The sequence below is a fragment of the Haladaptatus rarus genome, assembly GCF_054177585.1.
Genome location: NZ_JBPEHG010000010.1, coordinates 40,466 through 62,503, shown reverse-complemented (window position 1 = coordinate 62,503; position 22,038 = coordinate 40,466). Strand labels below are relative to the sequence as shown.

Genomic DNA, 22,038 nt, shown 5'->3' with positions numbered 1-22,038 from the left:
AGGTGTCAGTAGACGCTGGTTGAGCAAACGACACGACTCAACCAACAACTACTCGGTGCAGATATAGTGATATTGCTCGTATTCGTGAAGGGTAAGGCTCAAGTTTTAGGTACACCTAATCCCGGCAAAGATGGAGTTGACGCGCCGGGATGCACTGGCCGCCCTCGCCGCGAGTGGCGTCGCGGTTGCCGGAGGTGCGGCTGTCCTCGATTCCCGAAGATCGGACGACTCAGGCGACGCAGATGCGTCATTGTCCGACCCCGACATCGACACCCTCGTCGCGGTCGCTCGGGTGGTGTACCCCTCGGAGGTTTCGGGAATCCGGGAGTTCGTAACTACCTATTCCGTCGGACGCGTCGAAGACCGATCGAATTATCGGCGGGGGATGGACGACGCCATCGCCACACTCGACGACTACGCGACGGACTGGCGCGACGGGCGCTTTGTCGATCTCGATGCCGAGACGCAGGACACACTCCTCCAGCAGATGGGCGTCGCGGACGCGAAGCCCGAACCGGACGGTACCGACGCGGAGCGAATCCGCTTCTATCTCGTCAACGATCTGCTCTTCGCGTTTTACACGTCGCCGACGGGCGGAAAACTGGCGGGTATCGAGAATCCACAGGGACATCCCGGCGGACTTCAGAGCTACCAGCGAGGGCCGGAAGAATGAACGATGGAAGAACCACCGACCGCACTCCTTCGGATCGAGTGGACGTGTGTATCGTCGGTGCTGGCCCGGCAGGTGCGCTGGTCGCACACTCGCTCGCGAGCAGGGGCCACGACGTGGTCGTGCTCGAGGCGGGCCAGCGATTCGATCTCGAGGAGCGGAAACGACGAATGGAGCGTTCGATCCGCCCCGGTCACGGCGCACTCTCGGTCTGGGACATGGGTGGGCCACGGGACGATTTTACCTCTGCTGGCCAGCGGTTCTACCCCCTGAACCATACCCGCGTCAAGGGTGTCGGCGGCACCACGCTTCACTGGCAAGGGATGGTGATGCGTCTCCACCGATCGGATTTCGAATCGTGGCCCATCTCCTACGACGGCCTGCGGCCCTACTACGCCCGCGCCGAATCGGAACTGGGGGTCGCGGGTGCGGACGACAATCCCTTCGCACCTCCGCGGGAGAAGCCGTTTCCCCTTCCTGCATTCCGCCCCTCGTACAGTGACTCTCTCTTCGCGAACGCCTGCGAAAATCTCGGGATCACGATGCACTCTGTTCCGAATGCTCGAAACTCCGAGCCACACGACGGACGAAGCCAGTGTGTCGGCTACGGCACCTGCAAACCGGTCTGTCCCTCCGGCGCGAAGTACAGCGCCGACGTCCACGTCCGAAAAGCCGAGGAGGAGGGAGCACGGGTCATCGACCGCGCTGCAGTACAGCGTCTCGAACACGACGACTCGGGTGACCGCATCGAGGCTGCCGTCTACGCCACACCGGAGGGTGAGCAGCGCCAGGAAGCCCGCGAGTTCGTGCTCGCTGGCGGCGGTGTCGAGACGCCGCGAATGCTCTTGCTCTCGAAATCGAACCAGCACCCTGACGGCCTCGCCAATTCCAGCGGTGCGGTCGGTCGCTACTTCATGGAGCATCTGTATGCGGGGATGGTCGGTCGACTCGACGAGCGAACTCGTCAGAACCACATTAGATTCCTGACCAGCGAGTGCCACCAGTTCTACGACGACCCGACGCGAGGAACGAAGGGGATTGAAGCGTGGTCCGGTGGCCCACTCGAACCCCTGAAACTCGAATTCCTGAACTACGTCGGTCCCTCGCCAGTCGAGATCGCACTCGGCGCAGACGAGTGGGGCGACGATCTTCTTTCGTCGATCAGCAAGCAGTACGGTAATTCCATCGGGATGGGTGCGCTGGCGGGCCAACGACCGCGAAAGGAGAATCGGATCTCCCTCGACCACGGGACGAGAGACGACCACGGCAATCCCGTCCCCGAGATACACTGGCGCATCGGCGAGACGACGAAGGCGACACTCCGCCGAGCGAACGAGATCCAGCGTGCCATCCTCCGCGAACTCGACGCAGAAGTCACGTGGCAGGTCGGCCCCGACGATACCGATCCGGCGTTCCACCACATGGGAACGACGCGGATGGGCACCGACCCCACCGAGAGCGTCGTCAACCCACAGCTCAGGACACACGACCTGGAAAACTGTTCTATCGCATCGAGCAGCGTCTTCGTCACCAGCGGGGCGATGAACCCCACCCTCACCATCGCCGCGCTCTCACTGAAGGCGGCAGACCACGTCCACGAACGACTCTAATCGGTTTCAGTGGTTTCGTCGTTCGCTTCGTTAGATTCGTCTGTTTCAGTCGTTTCCTCTCTTCGTCCGCACCGTCTGTTTCGCCCGTTTTGTTCGCTTCGTTCGTTTCCACAGGTTCGTTTGTACGGGGATGCGCCGATGGTAGTTCGTCACTGTGGTGTAAAGCGGCCCAGTCGAAGACGGACAGTACAAGATGGTCAGTACAAAATAATATATTCCAGTATATTTCAGTGCAGGAAGTTGTCAGTACGTTTCAGTACATTTCAGTACGATACTTGAACCTCGCTCACGACGACACCGAACTCGATCACTCACCACGAATCGTCTCAGCAGTCACGGCGAACCGTCTACAGCAGTTCGTCGAGATACGTCTTGCTGGTCTCGATGTAGCCGTAGTCGAGCGTGAACACCTCCAGTGAGAGCGTTCCGCCCCAGTCTGCGGGCAGAGCGTCGAAGATCGCACGAAAGTCGATCGTTCCAGCCCCGAACGGGAGATGTTCGTCTTTCTGTAGGCGCGTGTCGTTCAGATGGAAGTGCGATATCCGGTCGTCGTGCTCGCCGACGAACGACGCGATGTCCTCGGAATCCAGTCCGTCGATCCTGGCGTGACCCGTATCGAGTGTCATCGATGCATCGGTTTCGTCGAAGATACGGTCGAAATCGTGGATGGAGAACCACCCGCCGGGGATGTTCTCGACGCAGATTTCGAACCCCCGCTCGCGGGCGTCGTCGTCCAACACTCGTACCGATTCGACGATGTTCGAGCCGAGCTCGTCGTCGTCCCACGCCGGTTTCCACGCCTTCGAACTGGCGTGGACGACCCCCTTCGTCGCTCCGAACGCGACGGCCGTCTCGATGGCCGCCTGTACCTCGCGGACTGCGCCCGTTCGGACGTGCTCGAACGGCGAACCGATGTCGAGCGCGAACGGCAGGTGAACCGCGAGGTCGATGTCGCACTCCTCCGCTCGTTCCCGTACTGCATCCGGATCGACGCGCTGGCGCTCCGTCCCCCCATCCATCATCAGTTCGACGTAGTCGAAGTCGAGGTCGCCCGCGATCTCGAACGCCTCCTCGTAGTTCATGCCGACCTGCGTGACGAATCCCGTCTTCGCGTCCATGTCGGTTGGTCGATGGACAGTTTGTTAGCTTTGGCGGGGACTGGTTGGGTGGTAGCGACGGTGAAGTTTAGCGGTGTGGTAGCTTCGATGACGATACGAGGTTACGTGGTCAGTATCCGCCACCGCCACCGTTTCCGCCATCATCGCCTGCACCGCCGTTACCGCCACCGTTTCCACCGTTTCCGCCACCACCACCCTGTAGGTTCACGTCGCCGACCATCGTCGTCGGGTGGATGGTGCAGATGTACTGTGCCACGTCCTGCGTGGCGACGAATCGGAGCGTCTGCGTCGCCCCTTGCTGGGATAGTTGCTCCGTCACGTCGATAGCATCCTCTGGTGGGGTCACCGTGCCACCGGTCGTCGTTCGTGTGCCGGTAGTGGTGGTAGTAGTCGTCTGGGTTCCAGTCGTATTTACCTCCACGTCCGGGAATATCACCGGCAAGTTCTGGCCGTCCGAATCCTGCAAGGCGAACGTGTGCGGTTGTCCATCGAGGTTCTCCCACGTCACCTCGTACACCTGGCCCGCCTGCAACTGGATGGTCGGATTCTCCTGATCACTGATGTCCTCCGGTGCCTGTCCTTGCCATGCCTGGACTCGGCCCCCGAACTGGAACGTCTCCACTGGTTGTACCGTCGTCGTCTGTTGGCCTGTCGAGACTGCCGAAAGCCCGACGAGGGTACCCCCTGTGACGCCCCCCGCCACCGCGAGGAATCGTCTACGTGTCTGTCTGTTCGGTCGGCGACTCCGACCGACTGTCGATTGTTCGTCCGTCATCCCATAGAGAGCACCTCGGGAACGCCAATAAACGGGATTCATCGTTCGGAGCTGACGATCGGCGAAGAAAGAAGGCCGGGCGTCGTTTCGTCGTAGTAATCAGGAAAACCGCTTCTTCGTCGAGCGTATCGTGCGATTACCTGATGGTCGCGACCGAAGGTGGATCGGACGTGGTCGAGAGAGAATCGGGAGTCAGCCGTAGCAATATGAGGTCAGCCGTATTCCCTTAGGGAATCAGACGTACCCTTTGACGCTGGTGTGGACGCCCATCGCTTCGAGCGTCTCTTCCAGGGCGTCCAGGACGACCGCGAGGTCTTGTTGAAGCGCGTACTCACGATATTTCCCGCCCGCAGAGCCTTCGTTGATCTCGGAGACCGAGAGGATACCGAGCATTGCGAGGTCGTCTAAGTGCTCGCGGAGCCATCGAGCAGTGAGGGCTTCGCGCTGGGCCGCCTCCGAGAGTACCTTGTATCGGGAGTAGATCTCGCGCGACCGGGCGGGAGTCTCGCTCTCGGCTTCGAGGGTAGCGAGTGCGTAGACGACCAGTCGCTCGTGGTCGTTCAGGTCGGCGATTCCGCGAGCGACTTGCTCTCGTTCGAGCAGGTCGCGCCCCCGGCGGACGTGCTCTTCGGAGACCTTCTCGGCGTTCTCCTCCCGTGCGAGGTCGCCCGCCTTGAGGAGCAAATCGAGGGCTTTGCGCGCGTCGCCGGACTCCTGCGCGCCGAAGGCAGCACAGAGCGGGATGACGTCGTCCGTGAGCACGTCGTCTTTGAACGCGACCTCGCGGCGCTGTTCGAGGACGGCTCGGAGTTCGTTGGCGTCGTATGTGGAGAAAGAGATCGAGCGTTCACAGAGCGAGGAGCGAACCTTCGGTGAGAGACCGTCACGGAAGGTCAGGTCGTTGCTGATACCGATGAGACCGATCCGGGCCTCGGTGAGATTCTCGTTCTCGCGTGCGCGCGAGAGTTGATAGAGGATGCTGTCGTCTTTGAGGTGGTCGATCTCGTCCAGCACGAGGAGGATGATGCCGCCGTGGCTGTCGAGTTCGTCCCACATCAGTTCGTACACCTGCGACCGCGAGTAGCCGGTTTCGCTGATGCGGTTGGCCGGGTCACGGAGGATGTTCACGAGGTGACTGGCGACGCGATAGCTAGAGTTGAGACCGTCACAGTTGACGAGTTCGGTGAAGATGTCGAGGTCGTCGTAGTCGTCCGCGTTGTTCTCCAGTTTGTCGAGCAAGAATCGTGTCGCAGCGGTTTTCCCCACACCGGCCTTGCCGTAGAGGAAGATGTTGTCCGGTTGCTCACCGTAGATGGCTGGCTGGAGTGCTCCGTGGTACTCCTCGAGTTCGGAATCCCGTCCGACCAGCGTGTCCGGTGTGTAATCGTCCAGCAATGCTTCACGATTTTTATACGGAGAATGTTCTCGAACGAAATCGAATGTAGCCATTACTCCACCGCAATCAGCAAAGGGTCATAACGCTTCCGAACCACCCGTTCCGCTGATTCCTGAGATTCGTGAGAGTCGTCTGTGTCAGACACACAGCGTTCGTGACGGCTATCCGCGGTTCAGTGCTGTCAGGTTGAATCGGCATCCCGATGGGACCGACCACCCGTTCCTGTGAGTCCGTTGTTTCTTCTGACTCGTGTGCTTAAATACCACCCCCACCCCTCCGTTCCGCTGTGTTAGTGAGAAACGGTGGGGGTGGGGGTGGAGGAACTCTAGAACTCGGAAGTTTGAAATAACGTTCCTCGAAACCATATCCGCAAACCAGTCAATATCGTCTATTTCAACTATATCGTCGGAGAATGTATCCGAAAATTTCGAATCACTTCGACCTTCGAGACGACCTCGTGACCCTTACCCCCTCGTTCCCCAGTAACACAAAGGAACAAAGGGGTGGGGGTATTTATAAGCAATACTGAACAACGGAAACAGCGGAAACGCTACCATTCTCCCTTCCGCCCATCGAGAACAAAGGAACGATAGGGTGGCGGCAAACGGCCGTTCGAGCGGATGGTGGCGGGAACCTGCGGACATGACCTGCTGAAAGACAGAGGAACGATGGTGTATGCGGCGTGACAATCACTCTCATGGGCCTCAAGACGGATGAAGCAGTAGGCGAGGGGTGGATGAAACACAGACGGAGATCTCGTCATCTACATCCGGTGAACAGCGGAACGGTGGGGTCGAAACAGTTCCTCTCATCGTCAGACACAGCGGAACGATGGGGTCCACGGGAACCTGACCAGCACCGGGATATCAGCGTAGACACGAATCAAACACAACTTTTTGGCTCTCGTGTATCGAACCGTCCAAAAAACGACGCGCCTATCACACGGAACCGAAATAAACAGCGGAACGGTGGGGACCGAGAATCTGGATTCGGTGCGCCGAAATACAGCGGAACGATGGGGTTCCCGAGAAACTGACGGTTCTGAGGAGTGACAGGCACCGATAAACAGCGATCCCATGGAGTGGAAGGCGCTGAAAAACGGCGATCTAGACCGTAGAAGACACAGAAGACCGGTGAACCTGAAACAGCGCATCCGGACTGTTCGAGGGAGATAGATCCGAGAATACAGCGGAACGATGGGGTCAGCAAGAGAGATCGAGATGTGGGCAGTCGATGGGGATCGAAGAGAAACCTGGAAGATTGGCCCCTTACCGAATGAAGGGCATCGACCTGGTTAACGAATGAAGAGCATCGACCTGGTTAGAGGATGATGCTCTTTCGCCGCACCATCTCCTCGATGGTGAGGTGAAGCCCCTGTCGACCGATGCCGGAACCTTTGTTCCCGCCGAAGGGGATGTCACCGAGTCCGTGGCTCGGCGCACCGTTGATGCGGACTGCCCCGGCGTCAAGTTTGTTGGCCATCCGGCGCGCGCGGTCGTAGTCTTTCGTGAACACTGCGGCGTCTAGCGCCAGATCCCCCCGGTTCGAGATCTCGATGGCCTCCTCTTCGCGTTCGAAGGTGGTTACGGCTGCGATGGGACCGAACTGCTCTTCGTGGACGATACGGGCGTCGTGGGGGACGTTCGCCAGGAGCGTCGGCTCGAAGAACTGTCCGTCGCGCCCACCGCCACGCACGACTTCGGCTCCCTTCTCGACGGCGTCATCGACGAGTTTCTCGACCCAGTCGGCCTGGTCTTCGCTGATGAGCGGGCCCATCTGGGTCTCTTCGTCGAACAGGTCTCCGACCGTCCAGCCCTCCATCGTCGCGTCGAGTCGTTCGACCACTTCGTCGTGGACATCCACGTGTGCGACGACACGGCTCACCGCGGAACAACGCTGTCCGGCGTACTTGAGCGATCCCTTCGCGCAGGCTCCGGCCACGTCCGAGAGGTCGGCATCCGGGAAGACGACGGCGGGGGCGTTCCCACCGAGCTCCATGTGGAGGTTGACCATTCCGCTCTTGCGCGCGACGTGTTTGCCCGCCGCGCTGGAACCGGTCATCGTTATCATGTTCACGCGGTTGTCACCGACGAGGAGGTCACCGATATCGCTTCCCCGGCCCGGCGTGAAGTTGAACGCGCCGTCCGGGATGTCGACCTCCGAGATCACTTCGGTCAGGATCGCAGCACTCACGGGAGTCTTGCTGGCAGGCTTCAGGATGACGCAGTTCCCCGCCGCGAGCGCGGGTGCGACCTGCAGTGCAGTGGTCGCAAGGGGGTAGTTGTACGGCGTGATGGCGAGGACGGTGCCGATGGGTTCCGGTTTGACGATGGCTTCCCAGCCTTCGTGGCCCTTCGTCGTTCCTTCGCGGTACTCACCACGGAGGTCGTGGGCCTCCTCGGCTGCACGGCGGAATCGCTCGGCGGCGCTATCGACTTCGCCGCGCGCGCTCGAAATCGGCTTGCCAGCCTCGCGGACGATGACTTCGGCCAGCTCGTCTTTGCGTTCGAGGAGACCGTCGGCGATGGCTTCGACCCACTCTGCGCGCTGTGGGATGGTCGTCTCGCGCATGGTCGCCTGCGCGCGCTGCGCAGCGGCGAGTGCTCTGTCGGCGTTCTCGGCGTCCGTCGCGGCGACTTCGGCGAAGACACCGTCGTCGGCGAGGTCGGTCACTTCGAGCACGTCGTCGGCTTCGAGCCACTCGCCGTCGATGTAGAATCGGTCCCGTCGGTGGAGGCGTTTCTGTGTCATACTAATCCCTTGGTTCTCAGTAGGTAAATTATTTACTCACATTCGGATTAATGCTGTGCCATTGCATTTATGACGGGGTTCGTGTAACGCTACCTCTCGTCAGCTCTGGCTGATTACGATCTCAGGACCGTTTCCCGGTAGTCGTTCGAGCCGAGAACGTATTTTAATGATGGCCGCTGGCGTAGCGCTGTCGGTCCATCGTATTCCCCAACGACGTCTGGTTCGACAGCAGGCAGGCACATTCGAAGCCACTCCAGTTCGATAGGACGTACAGAAGGCCGATCAGATAGTCGAGGCACTGAACGCAGACCTCACGGCGACGTACGTGCTCCATTATCTTATTTCCCCGAAGTACGTACTCTATCATCTATCTCCACGAAGCGCATTCTCTATCATCTATCTCCTCGAATGTTGATTCGATGGGGACTCTTTCTTCTCTCACAGACTTCACCTCTGAATTCATCATCTTGCTCGATACACCGGTTTCGTGGCGACGAGGCAGATTATTTCTCGTAATAACTCCAATAAAAGATTTATGAAGTATCGCCGTGAAGCGTGAACAACTATCACATGGTTTCGAAGTGCTTCTTGCGGGGGTCACGGGAGCTGATCGAGCGGAGCGATGGACGATACAAGTTCTTTCAGTGCCGAGACGAACGCTGTCTCAGTGCGTTAGTCACTGGGCGAGGAATCTCGAGAATCGAAGCGATTCCGCCGGAAGCGAAGGTCGTATACCTCGAAGTGCTCGGAGAACTCAACGACCAGTATTTCGAGGCGCGAGCGTTCGAGCGCGACGTTCGAGGGAAGTTTTATCGATACGACGAAGAAGCGGAGCGGCGACTCCGGTCGAAGATTACAGAAGAGTTATCGCGCAGCGTCGAACAGCTTCGGCGATTACTGTCGGCGCAAGACGACTTGCTCGAAGCCATGGCGACCGCCGAAACGAAGGATTCGGCGGATACGAAGTCGACGACTACGTCTGGACACGGCGTACGGGGAGGATACGCCGACGAGATGCAAGGGACAAAGGGGGTACAGGGGGTGCAGGGGTCGCAGAAAGCGGAGGAAGCACAGCGAACGGAAGAAGTACATTCTGCTACACCGAGTTCCTCGAGCACAAACATCCCGAGAGAGCGGCTGATGGCAGTCGGACGACAGACGAACCGCGTTGCTCGAGGAGGATGGTACCCCATCCTCGAATCGTACGACCACTCGCTCGATCCCGGCGAGCGAATCGCTGAGGGAAAGCGACGCCGACGACAGCGTCGGTTCGGGCAACAGAGCGTTCCCGGCGTCGCACAACTCCTCGACACACCGCTTTTCGAACAGCTAACGAACGACGACCTCGCCGAGCTTCGAGAACTCGACCGGTTCGCGCCACCGGAAGCACAACGAATCGCATCTCGGATGAACAATCGTCACGAGTGGTTGCTGGAAGAGTAGAACGATAGAACTGGCAGCTAGAAAGGTAGAACGTTCCAATTGGTCACTGAAGCTGTGGAATTCCACGACTACTTATCAGCGAAAATTCCACGACTACTATCAGCGGAATAGTATCCCGTGTTGGTCGACCTCGTTCAGAGTGAGAGCCAGTCAGTCGTCACGTCCTGTTGGATGAGATGCCACCGCTGCTCGGGGTAGCCTCCCGTCGAGCGAACTTCGACGACTGCGTCGAAGACAGGTGACAGGGTACGGACGACCGTGGAGTTACTCTCCATCGGGAGATGGAAGTGAGCCATCCCATTGACGTTTCTGACACGTGCGATCAGGATGTGCAGGAACCGAAACACCGATTCGTTGCTGTACTCCTCCAGTAGGGGTGTGAGCGAGTCGAAACAAACCCTGAGTTCTCCCGGAAAGAGTTTGCCGTTCTCCCGCTCGAACTCGACGATCGCCTCGGAGATAGCGATCCCGAGTTTGGGGAGACTCCGACTCGTTACGACCGTCGTATCCACACTGTGGCCGTCGTCGACTGTCACGGAAGCACTTCGAGTGTACGTCGTCCGTTCGACCACCTTCACGCCGCCGTTATCCGACTGGTGACTGTGACTTCGGTCGTCGTCGGTTCGAACGAACAGTTGGTATCGCGGCTCGGTTTCGGACTCACCGAGAAATCGGTCACACGCCTGATCCATGGTCGGTTCCGGACCGACCAACAAGAGACCGCTCCCTCGGCGTTTGAGTCCTGCCAGTGTTCGTGTGAACACAGCCGCTGTTTCAGGCGCGCTGACACTTGTTTCGACGCAACATTCCATTGTTTAAGTATAATACTATAGCGTATGATAAGTTTTTTGGGTAGCTATTCATAGAAATCGGCAAATTCAGCAGTATTTGTAGGGGTTTTCTATGCCGAACGTGTAACCGGTAGGGATGACCGACGATCTGTTTAGTTCTCTCCCGCTCCGAGAGTGCTCGACACGAAACCGCGTGATGGTATCCCCGATGTGCCAGTATTCTTGCGATACCGACGGTCTCGCGACGGATTGGCATCGTGTCCACCTTGGCAGTCGCGCCGTCGGTGGCGCGGGCATCGTGATGACCGAGGCGACGGCAGTCGAACCTCGGGGTCGAATCTCGCCGAACGACCTCGGAATCTGGAGCGAGGAACACGCCGACGCCCTCGCTCCAGTCGCCCAGTTCGTCGCAGAACAGGGCGCACTCCCGGCCATCCAACTCGCCCACGCAGGTCGCAAGGCGAGCAAAACTCGCCCGTGGGACGGAAGCACACCCTTACACCCGACTGACGGTGGGTGGGAAACCGTCGCTCCAAGTGCAGATACGTGGCCATACGACGCCGATCCGCCGGAGATTCGGGAGATGACCCGCGACGACATCACGACCGTCGTCGATGCGTTCGCCACCGCAGCTCAGCACGCTCTCGCTGCTGGTTTCGAGATCGCCGAGGTTCACGCTGCCCACGGCTACCTCCTCCACGAGTTCCTTTCGCCTGCTGCTAACCACCGCGAGGACGAGTATGGCGGCAGTTTCGAGAATCGAACGCGCATCGTTCGGGAGACGACCGAAGCGGTTCGGTCGGTGTGGCCGGACGACAAGCCAGTGTTCGTTCGCATCTCCGCAACCGACTGGTTACCCGATCGCGAATCGTGGACCGTCGAAGACTCCATCCGCCTCAGTGATCAACTCGTCGACGCTGGTGCAGACCTCGTCGACGTGAGCGCAGGCGGTCTCCATCCCGACCAGCAGATTCCGAATCCCGGCCCCAACTATCAGGTTCCATTCGCCGAGCGCATCCGAGACCAGACATCCCTCCCGGTCGGTGCGGTCGGCGGTATCACGAATGCTGCTCAGGCCGATGCTCTGATTCGGAATGGACGTGCCGACCTCGCGATCGTCGGGCGTGAACATCTCCGCGACCCGTATTTCACGCTCCACGCCGCAGAAGAGTTGGGTACCGAAGACCGTGTCGAATGGCCGGTGCAGTACCGACGGGCAGTTTGACCTACTATCGAATTTCGGTAAGCTGACGCCCGTACTTCCGACGACGGAGGCGAGAATCGTCCCGATCGGAATCCACAGACCGAGAATGATGACTCCCCGATTCTACGATCATCGGGTCGAATGAGCCTGTAATGTCCGATAATGAATGGTTCTACGGATAAGTTGGTCGGGGCAGTTTACACCCACTCACCTTCGAGGTACTGTTTCACCGTTTTCTGGGTCTCTGCGAGTGAGGGGAGGGCCATGGCGGTCGTCGTGCTGGTCGAGGTACTGGTCGAAGTGCTCGTCTTCGTCGTGGTCGTCGTTCCACCGGAACCATCATCGGTGGCTCGTTCCACGACCGTGCCGCCACTGCCGACAGCTACGTCGACACTCTTTCCGTGTGAGACACCTCGGAGCTGCGTCGAGACGGGCGTATTGATGCGTTTCCACTGGCCTTTCGATATACGGTCGTAGACCTTCCCACCGGACCCTGCGGCGGGTCCTGCTTCTTTGTCGCGGTCGATACTGCGGATCGCCTGCCGACCGTCGTCGATGACGTGGGGCGTCCAGCGGAACCCGTCGTATCTGTAGACGATACCACCACCACCTGCGACGTTCACGTCTTTTATCCCGACACTGGTGATGTCGAAGAAATTCTGTCCGGCGAAATCGATCCCGATCCGTTTCCATTTGTCACCGCCGTTCGTCGTCTCCGCGACGAACTGGCTCGTACTACAGACGTGGCCTTTCTTTCGGGCGTGGAAATCGATACCGGGGATGGTCGACCCACCACCGGGTTTGACGACCTTCTTGTACTTCATCGCGCCACTGTCCTGTCGGATGCCGACGAGCAGTTCGCCGGAACCGTTGACGAAGTAGAGTCGTTCGTTCTCACCGCCGGTTCCCCTGACAGCGACGTCCTCCCACGTGCTCGTCTTTCCTTTCGGCGCGGAGTAATTCGTCAACGTCTCGGTTTCGACATCGTACTCGCCGATGACGCCGCTACCACCGACGAACCAGATCCGCTTGCCGTCGTCGGTTACGTCGACGGCAGTCAGCGGCCGACTCCGTGCTTGTGGGCCGTATTCGACCACCTTCTGCCACCCGTTCTTTCGTCGCGCGAGAACATCGCCGCCACCGCCGACCGCGAACGGTCCTTCGACCGTATCGACGACCGCGCTGAGCGTTTTCTTCGTCGGCGATTTCACTTCCTGCCATCCGCCGGACTGTGAACCGGTGGAGGTTCCTAAACTGCTCACTCCGACGGAAGCGACCGTCAGTGCTCCGGCACCTTTGATGAACTGGCGGCGTGTCTTTCGGGTCATTTACGTTTACACCAGTCGTATATTCACAACATATATTAAGGAATTAATGTCCTTAAGCGTATATTAATCTAGAAAAATATATTAAGATAGATTATTTTTATTATAACTCTAAATAGCCAGTTAGTGAATCAAAATTTGGACTTTCCGACTTCCGGGTTTGGATGGACCTCCAACTTCTGATCGGTCGTTCGTGATTTTTCCGACGGACGAGTATGGGAATACCGACAGCTGCACGAATACGCCGTAGCTGTTCGTCGGACACCACAGGCACCACCGCTCCCGCCTGACGACCGACATTTCGTATAGTGTAATACAGTGTATGTGGGCGACGCAAAACTATTTGTCATCACCTAATCATTCGCCCACCATGCCCGAATATCGAAAAATTCCCGAAGACGAAGACGCGTTTCGTCGATTCTTGCAGTATGCGTTTCGTCCGGAAGTGGGCCCCGAGTTGGACGATGACGACGACAAACCGGAACTCGGTGACCGGCGCGGTCTTTGCGAGGGCGACGATCTGCTCTGTGTCTGCAAACACCACTGGTTCACCGCTCGGCTTCGTGGCGACTGGCACGACGTGGCGGGACTGTCCGCTGTCGCTTCACCTCCCGAGAGCCGTCGGAAGGGGTTGGTCACGCGAATGCTCCTGGAGTCGCTCTCGGAGTATCGAGAAAACGATGTCTCGTTCTCCGCGCTCTGGCCCTTCGCGTACGAGTTCTATCGGAAGTACGGGTGGGCGACAGTCACCAAGTACACCAAGTACGAGACGACGCCCGACGCACTCGAACTCGACATCGAACCGAAAGGGGAGTTCCGCCGCCTCGACGCCGACGACTGGGAACTGCTCGAACCGGTCTTGGCAGCCCACGGTGAACAGTACGCACTGACCCTCGACCGCACCGAAGAGTGGTGGCGACATCGCGTGTTCGAAGGGTGGCAGAAAGACCCATTCGTGTACGGCTGGTTCGCAGACGGGACGGACGCCATATCGAGCGTGAACGAAATGGGCGGTTCTTCGACCGGAGCCGAGACTGGCGATTCTTCGAACGTGAACGTTGATGATTCGAGAGCAGAGGAACTGCTGGGATACGTCACCTACTCCATCGACGAAGACGGCGACGACAGGCAACTTCGCGTCCGAGAATTCGTGTACGTCGACCACGAAGCATACCGCCAACTGCTTCGGTTCGTCCAGTATCACGATTCGCAAGTCGATTCGGTGCGATTCTACGAATCCGAAACCGAGAACTCGTCACTGCTCGACGTGGTGGACGACCCGCGCGCCGTCGATTGCGAGATACACACCGGCCCGATGTTCCGACTCGTGGACGTTTCACGCGCGCTCGAACGACTCTCGTATCCCGACGACGCCGATGGACGTATCGTCTTCCAGGTCACCGACCCGCTGGCCGAGTGGAACGAGGGGACCTTCGAACTCGACGTCGGTGAAACCGTTCGCTGCGAGCGCACCGACACCGACCCGGACGTGACGACCGACGTGAACACACTTTCACAACTGGTTGCAGGCTACTACTCCGTCGAGGACGCCGAACGGTTCGGTGACTTCGTCGTCGAGACGGCCAACACCCGAGAACAGCTCGCTACCTGCTTCCCGGAACGGGACGTGTTCCTTCGAGAAGGCTTCTGAGCAACCAACGCTTTTGTTCTGCGGTGCCAACGTTCGGGTATGTCAGACGATCGGGACGACCTCGAAGAGCGCATCCAGGAGCTGGAGACGACGATCCGCGACCTCCAAGGTGAACTCCGCCAGCCGCCTCGTGGCGCGTTCGGTCTTCCGCGCCCGCCCACGCCGCGCGAAGTACTCTCGTTCACGGGGGAGTACGCCATCCCGACGCTCGTCGCCATGCTAGAGGCGAACGTCCGCGCACTGAAAGCCCTCCAGCAGATCATCCGCCTCGTCGACCCCGAGTACGATTCGACGCGGGAAGCGCGCTCCGAACTGAGTTCCCGCGCGGATCGCGTCAGCCGGGCCACGCTCGATCGGCTCGAATCCACGCTCGAAGAGGTGGAAGGCGCACTCACGGAGGGAGGACTACCGCGAGAGCCGGGAGCAAGACGGCTGCTCGAAGACGCCCGCAAACTCAGCGAGGACATCCGAAAGGAGGTTTCAGCGGGCCGCGAGCAGGCCGACGCCGGACGAAAGACGGCCACTGAGCGTGAGACGGCCACGTCGATTGACATCGAAGATGTGGAGAGCGATACGGACGAAGAAGTGAGTGCGCCAGCGGAAGACACGACGGAGGACGAAAGCCCCGAGATAGACGTGGACGCCGAACTGCGCTCGATCCGGAAAGAACTCGGGGTGGGAGACGATGACTTGGATGACGATCTGGAGAGTGATGATTCAGTTGGCAATGGTTCGGCTGGTAACGAGGGCGAAGATAGCTCGGATGATCCCAACGAGTAAGACACTGACTTTCGAAAGTGCGGCGATTGTGAACTACTCCTACCTACCGCGTTCGGGCCTCCCCGGCCCTCACTTGGTGCGGTGAGAGCTTCCTGTTTCAGTGTCGGAACGTGCAGAAACCGATTCCACAGCGTCCACAAGAGCGACGCTCTTGTGCGGCCCATCAGAACTGATGGTTCTGAGGACGGTTCCAGACTCCGCAGGCGACTTCCCTTGCCAGGCGGGTCGGAGTGTCCCACTCCTACCGGCTGGACACTCGACTGCCGCGACCGATGCACGCTTCTTGTCGCGTTTGAACAACGGACGCAGTGACGTGAGTGTCTTACTACACTGTTCGAACGCGGCAGTAGTAAGGCTATGGCGTACAGTGAACGTAACCAAAGACGGCGGGTGAATCCCCTCCCTGCTCGCTCCCTTCGGTCGCTCCGTGAGGAAGGGGCTTACCCGCCTGTAATTCAGCTAAAAGCGACTAGATGACTTGCTACCAGAACATCCTGGTCGCTCTCTACGGGAGGTATCGAACAACGAGAAGATAGTATCCTCGAAACCCCTCGCGTGCTACCTGAACGACTGTGAGTGGCGATTGGACTCGCTACGCTCGTCCAGCCCGGCGGGCGAGCACCGGGAGACGGCATCTCCCGAGCTCACGGCGCGAAGCGCCATGAACGACTGGGGGTTTTCGGGGACAACAACACTGAAGTCATCCAGACGTACTGATTGTACTGAAATCTACTGAAATGTACTACTCTAAATACGACAGATAGTCTCAGACAGGTTCGAAGCGATAGCCGTCCCAGTCTTGACTCGCCGCTTCCCGAATCCCGGCGTCGGGGTCACGCAGTTCCTCGACGTAAACCGGACGAACCTCATCGCCGATCTCCACGTCGCCGGTCGTCAGTTGGCCGATGGTTCGCACCGACCCGTCGGCTTCCCACTCGTCCGAGTCTCGGCCCGTCTTCTCCACCGAAAACTCCACGATGGCGAGATGATTCGGTTGGCGGACGCCGGGCGGTGTCGCGGTGCTGGTCGTCCACGTGACGATCTCGGCGGTGTGGTCGGTCAGATCGATGGTCTCGTCCTGCGGTTGTGCACACTCCGGACAGCGCGGGTGGGCCGGCGTGGTGACGTGACCGTTCGGACAGCGATGTGCTTCGAGTGTCATGGTCAGGGTGCCTCCATGATGGTGGTGGTGACGCAGTTCCCGAATCCGCCGACGTTGCAGGCCAGTGCGACCTCCGCCTCGACCTGTCGTTTTCCGGCCTCGCCGAGCAACTGCTGGTGGAGTTCGTACGCCTGTGCAACCCCGCTCGCACCGAGCGGGTGGCCCTTCGATTTCAGGCCGCCGGAGGTGTTGATGGGGAGTTCACCGTCGCGGTCGGTGACCCCCATCTCGGCCGCTCGCCAGCCCTCTCCCTGATCGAAGAAGCCGACCGCCTCGCTCTGGAGGAATTCGAGAATCGTGAACATGTCGTGCAGTTCAGCCACGTCCACGTCCTCCGGGTCGCGTTCTGCCATCTGGTAGGCGAGTTCGCTGCTCTCGAAGGCCGCACCCATCACGGTGGGGTCGGCGCGCTGGTGGACGACGTGGGTGTCCGTCGCGCCCGCGATACCCGAGATGACGGTGTAGTCGTCGGTGTACTCTTTCGCCACCGATTCCGGACAGAACAGGAGTGCCGCGCTCCCGTCCGTGATGGGACAGAAATCGTAGAGGCGCAGTGGGTCGGCGACGATGGGTGAGTCCATCACCGTCTCCAGATCGACCTCCTTGCGGAACTGGGCGTGGGGGTTGTCCATCCCGTTTCGGTGGTTCTTCACGGCCACCTTCGCCAGACTCTCGCGCGGTGCATCGTACTCGTGGAGATACCGTCGGGCGGTCAGCCCCGCGAAACTCGGCAGTGTGACGCCGTGTTTGTACTCCTCGGGATGGGTGAGCGAGGCGATGACGTCCGTCGATTCGGCGGTCGTCTTGTGGGTCATCTTCTCGCCACCGACGAGCAGGCTCATGTTGCTCGCGCCTGAGGCGACCGACTGCCACGCGGCGAAGATTCCAGCCCCGCCGCTGGCGCTCGTCTGGTCGACGCGCTGGGTGTACGCCGGAAGCGCCCCCAGATCGTGTGCCAACGCGTTCGGAACGCCGGTCTGCCCCTCGAACTCGCCGCTCGCCATGTTCGAGACGTAGAGATGGTCTACGTCGAGCGGCGAGACGCAGGCGTCGTCGAGGCAGGCGTCTCCGGCCTCCGCGAGTAGTTCGCGTATCCAGGCGTCGCGCTTGCCGAACTGCGTCATCGACGCCCCGATGACTGCGACTCGGTTCATGCTCGAGACGACGGGGCGGTGGGTTTAGAAACTTGAGATTCTTCGAAGCGAATTCATCGGATCCGTTTCTCCTCTCCGACCCGACGAAGTGTTCGTCTATCCGTTCTTACGGAGTGGCGACCACCGATGCCGTTTATCGCCTTATAGTTCCTCGATCTGGGTATGATATCGAACAAGACCGCCGGGAGCCTGCTCGCCGCGTTCCTCGGATTCACGCTCGTCTTCCTCGGCGCACGCTGGCTGTTCACCGTGCGGTTTCCCGGTGAAGAAGCCCCCACCACGTTCGTCGGCGTTCCCGTGGCCCTCGTGGTCGGTGTCGCAGCCGGGCTACTGGCCGTACACGTCCTCGGCGACCGCGACAGTTCCCTCCCTGCCACCACCATCGCGCTGTTCGGCGGTGCTGTCGGCTACTTCGCCATCGGCGGTCTCGTCGGTCTCGACCTCGATGGCCCTGGTGCCGAGTCGTGGGCCGTCGGCGCCGGTCTCGTCGGAGCCGGTGTCGGAGCGTTCGTCACCTACGGCTACGTGACTCGGGTCGCTCGCGCGCCCTCCACACGCGAGGGGCAACAGACCATCCTCTCCGCACTCGGCGCGCTCATCGTGGGCGTCCTCGTCACCGGAATCGTGTTCGTCGCCACGACCGAACTGCTCGATTCGCACATCTGGCCTGCGACCATGATCACCGCCCCACTCGCCATCCTCGTCGGCATCGTCTTCGTCATCTTCTCGTTTGGCCGCTTCCATCATCGTGCCGCGTGACACACCCTCCTGGATCTCCACTCTCCATTTCCTGTACCCGCACTGTCTACTCCCTGAACTTTTCGACTTCCGGTGTGTTGACATGGGACAAAGACAAGTCGTTCGACGGTGTAGTTCCCTCTGCCGTGGCAAAAGACGACTTTAGTTCCATCACGGGACTGCCAGAGGAACTCGGCATCGACGAAGACCTGGGGCGAACAGAACAGCGTCTCACCATCCGAACCGAAAAACGGCGGTACGACAAGCCTGTCACCATCGTCGAGGGGTTCGACCCCCACGAGATCGACGTGAAAGAACTCGCGTCGGAACTCAAGCGGAAGATGGCGACCGGGGGGACGGTACACGAGGGGACGATAGAACTACAGGGCGACCACCGCGAGCGCGTGACGAAGGTTCTGCGGAAGAAGGGCTACGAGATAGCGTAGTCGCTTAGCCGAACTTCGCCTGCTCCTTCTTACGGAGTTCGACACGTCGGATCTTGCCGCTCGACGTCTTCGGTAGTTCGTCCACGAACTCGATTCGTCGCGGATACTTGTAGGGTGCCGTCTCTTCTTTCATGTACTCCTGGAGCTCGTCCACCAGTTCGTCGCTTCCCTCGTAGCCATCCGCGAGGATGACGTACGCCTTGACGACGTTCCCACGTTCGTCGTGGGGGCTGTCCACCGCGGCGGCCTCCGCAACTGCCGGGTGACCCACCAGCGCATCCTCCACCTCGAACGGGCCGATGCGGTAGCCCGAGGAGATGATGATGTCGTCGGCCCGCCCCTCGAAGAAGAAGTATCCATCGTCGTCCTCGCGTGCCAGATCGCCAGTTCGGTAGTACTCGCCGGAGAAGGTCTTCTCGTCCAACTCGGGTTTCTCGAAGTACCCGTCGAAGATAGCCGGACTATCGACGGGAACCGCGATCTCGCCGATCTCGCCCGCTTCGACCGCTTCGTCGTCCACCGTGTCGACGATGGTCGTCCCGAGGCCGGGCGTCGGCTTGCCCATGCTCCCCGGTTTCACGTCGATGCCGGGGTAGTTCGTCACCAGCGCGACGGTTTCGGTCTGGCCGTACCCATCGCGCGGGGTGACACCGAACGCCTCCTCGAACGCCTGGATCGGTTCGCGGTTCAGCGGTTCACCAGCAGAGACGGCCTCCGTCAGTGCGAGGTCGTAGTCTGCCAGGTCGTCTTCCTGCGTGAACATCCGGTACTGGGTCGGCACCGCACAGAGGCGGGTGACACCCTCTTCTTCCATCAGGGAGAGGAACGTTTCCGGGTCGAAGTCGCCCCGGTAGATGAACTGCGGGGCACCAGTGGTCAGCGCCGCTCCGACCGGACTCCAGAACCACTTGGCCCATCCCGTCCCGGTGGTCGCCCAAAGTAGTTCGTCCTCGAAATCCATTCCTTGCTCGACTCCCCACCAGTAGCGTCCGTTGATGCGCTCGAAGCAGTGCATCCAGCGATGACGGTGGAGCACGGGTTTCGGTTGGCCCGTCGTCCCGCTAGTGTAGTTGATCGACATCGGCGACTGCGCGCCGAGTTCCGGCCCTTCGTGATCGGTCGATTGCCCGTCCAACAATGCGGCGAAGGACTCCCAGTTCCCGGTTCGGGAACCATCCAGCACGATCAGCGTTTCGAGTGGTGTTTCGGACAGTACGGGTTCGACCATGTCGGTCAACTCGGCGTGACAGACGATGGTCGTCGCTTCGCAGTCGTTCGCGCGGAACTGGATGTCCTTCGGCTTGAGCATCGCCGAGCATGGTACGAGGATCGCCCCGCGTTTCAGCGCCCCGAGTTGGATGGCGAACACGTCAGGGTGGCGTGGCAGCAGGTGCATCACCCGGTCGCCTTCGCCCACTCCGAGGGATTCGAGGGCGTTGGCGAATCGGTTCATGTCGTCCCGCAGGTCGGCGTAGGTTCGCTGTTCTTCGTTCCCCTCGTCGTCGCGGAACCTGATAGCGAGCCGATCACCGAACTCCTCGGCGTGTGACTCGATGACCGCGGGGAGGTTGTATCGCTCCGGAATCTTCCATTCGAACTCCGCTAGTTCGCGCTCGTAATCTATTTGCATCGGTGTAACCGTCGTGAGAATCGTATTTCGATGTGTCGGCGATTCCCGTCCTGTGGACATCTACAGACAGGGTTTTTAGGGAGGGGCGCGTGGGAAAGTTCGAACCGGGATTTTCCCTCGCTGACCGTTCCAACGACGAACCTCCACCGTTCTAACGGCGAGGATGGATAGACAACCTTTTAGGGGAGCCTAAACCACAACATACCAGAGAAGATGAGCGAGGAGGACATCTGCGTCGTCGTCCCGACGATTCGGGAGTACGAGTGCATGCGGGAGTACTTTGACAACGCCCGCGAGCACGGATTCGATCTGACCCAACTGCACGTCGTGCTGGTCACGGAGGATTTCTGTGACACCGACGAGATGGAAGCGATGCTCGAATCGGAGGGCATCTCGGGGGAAGTGTTCGACGGCACGCGCCGAGAAGAATGGTTCGAGGCACACGGAATCACCGAGTACAGCCACCTGATTCCCGAAGCAAGCCACGCCCAGACGAGTTTCGGCCTGCTCTATCTCTGGGCGGGCGACTTCGAGTACGGCTTCTTCATCGACGACGACACCCTTCCACATCCCGAATCCGACTTCTTCGGTCGCCACCTCCGGAATCTCCAGTTCGAGGGCGAGGTAGAACAGGTGGCCTCCGACGAACAGTGGGTGAACGTCCTCTACCAGAACGCTGACGAACACGGTCTTTACCCCCGTGGCTACCCCTACTCCGCGATGGACGAGACGGTCGAAACGAAACCGACCCACGTCTCGAACGTGGTGGCCTCGCAGGGGCTCTGGACGAACGTTCCCGACCTCGACGCGGTTCGAATCCTGATGGACGGCGACCTGCAGGGACAGGCGCAGACCCGCACCTCCGACGAAGATTTCGACCGGGATTTCGTGGCCGCACCCGACAACTATCTCACCGTCTGTTCGATGAATCTCGCGTTCCGCCGCGAGGTCGTTCCGGCGTTCTACCAACTGCCGATGGACGACAACCCGTGGAACGTGGGACGATTCGACGACATCTGGAGCGGCGTCTTCCTCAAGCGCGCCTGTGACGTGCTCGGCACGCAGATCTACAACGGCGGCCCCCTCTGCGAGCACAACAAGGCACCGCGCTCGACGTTCGGCGACCTCCAGAACGAAGTCGCCGGACTGGAGTTGAACGAACACCTCTGGAAGGAGATCGACGCCGTCGGCGAGACTGCCGATTCGTACGCCGAGGTCTTCGCCGCGATGGCCGACGTGCTCGTCGCGGGCGACTGGTCGGAGTACGAAAACGGCGAGTTTTTCACCTTCGTCGGCGAATACATGCACGATTGGCTCTCCTGCCTGAACGCGCTCGAATCCGTCCGGGCTCCCGTCCCTGCACTCGCGGACGATTGACCGCCCCAAAATCGGTA

19 protein-coding genes are annotated in these 22,038 nt (G+C 59.9%); 10 read left to right on the top strand and 9 right to left on the bottom strand.

Annotation, left to right across the window (positions count from 1 at the left end):
• Positions 1 to 130 precede the first annotated feature (130 nt).
• Both ACR3FE_RS19030 and ACR3FE_RS19025 read left to right on the top strand, forming a co-directional pair.
• Positions 131 to 673 carry a gluconate 2-dehydrogenase subunit 3 family protein gene (locus tag ACR3FE_RS19030; protein WP_458209053.1) on the top strand — a complete coding sequence of 181 codons (543 nt, stop codon included), beginning with the start codon at positions 131 to 133 and terminating at the stop codon, positions 671 to 673.
• Positions 670 to 2,280, top strand: a complete 1,611-nt coding sequence (locus ACR3FE_RS19025; protein ID WP_458209052.1) for a GMC family oxidoreductase — start codon at positions 670 to 672, stop codon at positions 2,278 to 2,280. Before ACR3FE_RS19030 ends, ACR3FE_RS19025 begins: the two co-directional genes overlap by 4 nt.
• Positions 2,281 to 2,627: 347 nt before the next feature.
• On the opposite strand, the gene ACR3FE_RS19020 is transcribed toward ACR3FE_RS19025, so the two are convergent.
• The 4 genes from ACR3FE_RS19020 to ACR3FE_RS19005 all read right to left on the bottom strand — a co-directional run bounded on the left by ACR3FE_RS19020 (position 2,628) and on the right by ACR3FE_RS19005 (position 8,320).
• On the bottom strand, positions 2,628 to 3,398 hold the full coding sequence (locus ACR3FE_RS19020) for a sugar phosphate isomerase/epimerase family protein (protein ID WP_458209051.1): 771 nt from the start codon (positions 3,396 to 3,398) through the stop codon (positions 2,628 to 2,630).
• Positions 3,399 to 3,507: 109 nt separating this feature from the next.
• Entirely contained in the window at positions 3,508 to 4,173 is a 666-nt protein-coding gene (locus ACR3FE_RS19015; RefSeq protein WP_458209050.1) for a hypothetical protein, read from the bottom strand.
• Between the two features lie 234 nt (positions 4,174 to 4,407).
• Positions 4,408 to 5,622 (bottom strand): Cdc6/Cdc18 family protein, encoded by a 1,215-nt coding sequence (locus ACR3FE_RS19010; RefSeq protein WP_458209049.1) that lies wholly within the window; start codon positions 5,620 to 5,622, stop codon positions 4,408 to 4,410.
• A 1,267-nt stretch (positions 5,623 to 6,889) separates the two neighbouring features.
• A complete protein-coding gene (locus ACR3FE_RS19005; RefSeq protein WP_458209047.1) occupies positions 6,890 to 8,320 on the bottom strand; it encodes an aldehyde dehydrogenase family protein in 1,431 nt (476 codons plus the stop codon).
• Between the two features lie 570 nt (positions 8,321 to 8,890).
• Here ACR3FE_RS19005 and ACR3FE_RS19000 point away from each other — a divergent pair.
• Complete coding sequence (locus ACR3FE_RS19000) at positions 8,891 to 9,763, top strand: hypothetical protein (RefSeq protein WP_458209046.1); 873 nt, start codon at positions 8,891 to 8,893, stop codon at positions 9,761 to 9,763.
• A 134-nt stretch (positions 9,764 to 9,897) separates the two neighbouring features.
• Here ACR3FE_RS19000 and ACR3FE_RS18995 read toward each other — a convergent pair whose 3' ends face one another.
• On the bottom strand, positions 9,898 to 10,527 hold the full coding sequence (locus ACR3FE_RS18995) for a DUF7504 family protein (RefSeq protein ID WP_458209045.1): 630 nt from the start codon (positions 10,525 to 10,527) through the stop codon (positions 9,898 to 9,900).
• A gap of 163 nt (positions 10,528 to 10,690) precedes the next feature.
• On the opposite strand from ACR3FE_RS18995, the gene ACR3FE_RS18990 reads away from it, so the two are divergent.
• On the top strand, positions 10,691 to 11,779 hold the full coding sequence (locus ACR3FE_RS18990) for an NADH:flavin oxidoreductase/NADH oxidase (protein ID WP_458209044.1): 1,089 nt from the start codon (positions 10,691 to 10,693) through the stop codon (positions 11,777 to 11,779).
• Positions 11,780 to 11,955: 176 nt separating this feature from the next.
• On the opposite strand, the gene ACR3FE_RS18985 is transcribed toward ACR3FE_RS18990, so the two are convergent.
• Positions 11,956 to 13,086: a twin-arginine translocation signal domain-containing protein gene (locus ACR3FE_RS18985; protein WP_458209043.1), complete on the bottom strand. Its 1,131-nt coding sequence runs from the start codon at positions 13,084 to 13,086 to the stop codon at positions 11,956 to 11,958.
• 367 nt (positions 13,087 to 13,453) lie between these two features.
• Between ACR3FE_RS18985 and ACR3FE_RS18980 the strand changes: the two genes are divergently transcribed.
• The 3 genes from ACR3FE_RS18980 (at position 13,454) to ACR3FE_RS18970 (ending at position 16,231) form a co-directional block, all read left to right on the top strand.
• The gene (locus ACR3FE_RS18980; protein WP_458209042.1) at positions 13,454 to 14,734 is read left to right on the top strand and encodes a GNAT family N-acetyltransferase; all 1,281 of its coding nucleotides are present in this window, start codon (positions 13,454 to 13,456) and stop codon (positions 14,732 to 14,734) included.
• A gap of 39 nt (positions 14,735 to 14,773) precedes the next feature.
• On the top strand, positions 14,774 to 15,514 hold the full coding sequence (locus tag ACR3FE_RS18975; RefSeq protein ID WP_458209041.1) for a DUF7547 family protein: 741 nt from the start codon (positions 14,774 to 14,776) through the stop codon (positions 15,512 to 15,514).
• Positions 15,515 to 16,090: 576 nt separating this feature from the next.
• Positions 16,091 to 16,231, top strand: coding sequence for a hypothetical protein (locus tag ACR3FE_RS18970; protein ID WP_458209039.1), 141 nt, complete (start codon positions 16,091 to 16,093; stop codon positions 16,229 to 16,231).
• A gap of 49 nt (positions 16,232 to 16,280) precedes the next feature.
• Here the strand turns inward: ACR3FE_RS18970 and ACR3FE_RS18965 are convergent, their stop codons facing one another.
• Both ACR3FE_RS18965 and ACR3FE_RS18960 read right to left on the bottom strand, forming a co-directional pair.
• Positions 16,281 to 16,676, bottom strand: a complete 396-nt coding sequence (locus ACR3FE_RS18965; RefSeq protein ID WP_458209037.1) for a Zn-ribbon domain-containing OB-fold protein — start codon at positions 16,674 to 16,676, stop codon at positions 16,281 to 16,283.
• A 2-nt stretch (positions 16,677 to 16,678) separates the two neighbouring features.
• Entirely contained in the window at positions 16,679 to 17,830 is a 1,152-nt protein-coding gene (locus tag ACR3FE_RS18960) for a thiolase family protein (protein WP_458209035.1), read from the bottom strand.
• 162 nt (positions 17,831 to 17,992) lie between these two features.
• Here ACR3FE_RS18960 and ACR3FE_RS18955 point away from each other — a divergent pair, with 162 nt between their 5' ends.
• Together ACR3FE_RS18955 and yciH are read left to right on the top strand one after the other, a co-directional pair.
• On the top strand, positions 17,993 to 18,589 hold the full coding sequence (locus tag ACR3FE_RS18955) for a hypothetical protein (protein WP_458209034.1): 597 nt from the start codon (positions 17,993 to 17,995) through the stop codon (positions 18,587 to 18,589).
• A gap of 125 nt (positions 18,590 to 18,714) precedes the next feature.
• Positions 18,715 to 19,014, top strand: a complete 300-nt coding sequence (gene yciH / locus ACR3FE_RS18950; protein WP_458209032.1) for a stress response translation initiation inhibitor YciH — start codon at positions 18,715 to 18,717, stop codon at positions 19,012 to 19,014.
• Positions 19,015 to 19,018: 4 nt separating this feature from the next.
• On the opposite strand, the gene ACR3FE_RS18945 is transcribed toward yciH, so the two are convergent.
• Positions 19,019 to 20,644 carry an acyl-CoA synthetase gene (locus ACR3FE_RS18945; RefSeq protein WP_458209031.1) on the bottom strand — a complete coding sequence of 542 codons (1,626 nt, stop codon included), beginning with the start codon at positions 20,642 to 20,644 and terminating at the stop codon, positions 19,019 to 19,021.
• A 213-nt stretch (positions 20,645 to 20,857) separates the two neighbouring features.
• On the opposite strand from ACR3FE_RS18945, the gene ACR3FE_RS18940 reads away from it, so the two are divergent.
• Positions 20,858 to 22,021: an alpha-1 4-glucan-protein synthase gene (locus ACR3FE_RS18940; RefSeq protein ID WP_458209029.1), complete on the top strand. Its 1,164-nt coding sequence runs from the start codon at positions 20,858 to 20,860 to the stop codon at positions 22,019 to 22,021.
• Positions 22,022 to 22,038 lie beyond the last annotated feature (17 nt).

What these genes read in the sequence shown, in the direction of transcription:
- ACR3FE_RS19030 (WP_458209053.1), top strand. Translation starts at nt 131, where the DNA reads ATGGAGTTGACGCGCCGGGATGCACTGGCCGCCCTCGCCGCGAGTGGC.
- ACR3FE_RS19025 (WP_458209052.1), top strand. Translation starts at nt 670, where the DNA reads ATGAACGATGGAAGAACCACCGACCGCACTCCTTCGGATCGAGTGGAC.
- ACR3FE_RS19020 (WP_458209051.1), bottom strand. Translation starts at nt 3,398, where the DNA reads ATGGACGCGAAGACGGGATTCGTCACGCAGGTCGGCATGAACTACGAG.
- ACR3FE_RS19015 (WP_458209050.1), bottom strand. Translation starts at nt 4,173, where the DNA reads ATGACGGACGAACAATCGACAGTCGGTCGGAGTCGCCGACCGAACAGA.
- ACR3FE_RS19010 (WP_458209049.1), bottom strand. Translation starts at nt 5,622, where the DNA reads ATGGCTACATTCGATTTCGTTCGAGAACATTCTCCGTATAAAAATCGT.
- ACR3FE_RS19005 (WP_458209047.1), bottom strand. Translation starts at nt 8,320, where the DNA reads ATGACACAGAAACGCCTCCACCGACGGGACCGATTCTACATCGACGGC.
- ACR3FE_RS19000 (WP_458209046.1), top strand. Translation starts at nt 8,891, where the DNA reads ATGGTTTCGAAGTGCTTCTTGCGGGGGTCACGGGAGCTGATCGAGCGG.
- ACR3FE_RS18990 (WP_458209044.1), top strand. Translation starts at nt 10,691, where the DNA reads ATGACCGACGATCTGTTTAGTTCTCTCCCGCTCCGAGAGTGCTCGACA.
- ACR3FE_RS18985 (WP_458209043.1), bottom strand. Translation starts at nt 13,086, where the DNA reads ATGACCCGAAAGACACGCCGCCAGTTCATCAAAGGTGCCGGAGCACTG.
- ACR3FE_RS18980 (WP_458209042.1), top strand. Translation starts at nt 13,454, where the DNA reads ATGCCCGAATATCGAAAAATTCCCGAAGACGAAGACGCGTTTCGTCGA.
- ACR3FE_RS18975 (WP_458209041.1), top strand. Translation starts at nt 14,774, where the DNA reads ATGTCAGACGATCGGGACGACCTCGAAGAGCGCATCCAGGAGCTGGAG.
- ACR3FE_RS18965 (WP_458209037.1), bottom strand. Translation starts at nt 16,676, where the DNA reads ATGACACTCGAAGCACATCGCTGTCCGAACGGTCACGTCACCACGCCG.
- ACR3FE_RS18960 (WP_458209035.1), bottom strand. Translation starts at nt 17,830, where the DNA reads ATGAACCGAGTCGCAGTCATCGGGGCGTCGATGACGCAGTTCGGCAAG.
- ACR3FE_RS18955 (WP_458209034.1), top strand. Translation starts at nt 17,993, where the DNA reads ATGATATCGAACAAGACCGCCGGGAGCCTGCTCGCCGCGTTCCTCGGA.
- ACR3FE_RS18945 (WP_458209031.1), bottom strand. Translation starts at nt 20,644, where the DNA reads ATGCAAATAGATTACGAGCGCGAACTAGCGGAGTTCGAATGGAAGATT.
- ACR3FE_RS18940 (WP_458209029.1), top strand. Translation starts at nt 20,858, where the DNA reads ATGAGCGAGGAGGACATCTGCGTCGTCGTCCCGACGATTCGGGAGTAC.